This window comes from Siccirubricoccus soli (assembly GCF_024178315.1).
Taxonomy (GTDB): Bacteria; Pseudomonadota; Alphaproteobacteria; order Acetobacterales; family Acetobacteraceae; genus Siccirubricoccus; species Siccirubricoccus soli.
This window is the reverse complement of sequence record NZ_JAMZIK010000199.1, coordinates 1-1,214: the sequence shown is the minus strand read 5'-3', so window position 1 is coordinate 1,214 and position 1,214 is coordinate 1. Positions and strand designations below refer to the sequence as shown.

Below are 1,214 nucleotides of genomic sequence, written 5' to 3'. Positions count from 1 at the left end.
AGCAGCGAGAGCGCCAGCAGCAGCCCGAGCTGCCCGCGGAACAGCAGCGCCAGCGGCAGCAGCAGGGCGATGCGCCATTCATGCACCAGGCTCCACAGCACCGGGTTGAGCTGGAAGCCGGCCCCATGGCTCAGCAACAGCGCCTGTTCCAGGAAGGCGGGCCAGGTCCACATCTCATGCCAGCCCGCCTTGGCGACGAGGTGCGGCACCTCCTCCGGCAAGGGCCCCTGCCAGACCAGGCGCTGCAACAGGGCGGAGAACAGCAGCGAGGCCAGCACCGGCACGCCCAGCCGCACCGCCCGCTGCGCCGCATAGCCGGCCCAGCCCGGCCCGCTCAGCACGCTGCCGGAGCGCCGTGCCTCCTGCGCCGCCAGGGCCCGGGTCAGCACGAAGCCGCTGAGCACGAAGAAGAAGATCACCGCCTGCCGGCCAACGCCGATGGGGCGCAGCGGCGTCGCCTCCAGCACCCAGCGCACCCAGCCCGGAACGACGGGCAGGGAGAGATAGGCGTGGTGCAGCACCACGATCAGCGCCGCGATGCCGCGCAAGGAATCGAGCTCGATCAATCGTTTAGGATCTGGCCTCATGCGGCTCCCGGGTCCGTCGGGCCGGGGCATCGGGGAATGCGTCCGGCCGGATGAAGCGCGGCCCGGAAGGTTCGGGGGGAGGCCACGCGGTCAGGCACCGCCTGGGAGGCGGCAAGAGAGCAACCACGGAAACGCGGAAGGGTTGCATGGTGCCGGGGGTGCCACGCCCATGGGCAGGCGGATCGCCCGCCGGCTCCGCCTCGCCGCGGCCCGGTCCGCACGGCAGCGCTTCGCCGCCCCCGCGCCGCTGCGCGGCCGGCCGCCGCCCGGAGGTCCGGCATCGCCGCGTGCCGCGTCCACCTGATCGCCATCGAGACGGAGACGGGATGGCGCCTGGCGCATGCGGGCCATGGAGGATGGCCCTGCAAGCCGGCCGGCTGCGCGCGTCGCCTGCGCAGAACGCCCTCGCAAGCCGGCCTCCCCGCGCCCGCAATCTTCTTGATCTTATGTAACGTTCCTTATATGTTCCGGAACTGCCGACGGATCCGGACCCCGCCCCATGTCCCCTCCCGCCTTCCTTCCCGCCGAGCTGCCGAAGGCCTTCCTGCTCCGCCGCCTGGCGCTGGACCCCATCCTCTGCCTGACGCCGCCCCGCCCCTGGGCCCCGCTGACCGAGGCCGAATGGGC

General features: G+C 72.7%; 1 protein-coding gene. It reads right to left on the bottom strand.

Features of this window, described 5'->3' with window-relative positions:
• Nucleotides 1–566, bottom strand: a 566-nt coding sequence (locus NJ376_RS25620; protein WP_252956206.1) for an acyltransferase family protein, incomplete at its 3' end; no start/stop codon positions are given.
• Nucleotides 567–1,214: the final 648 nt, after the last annotated feature.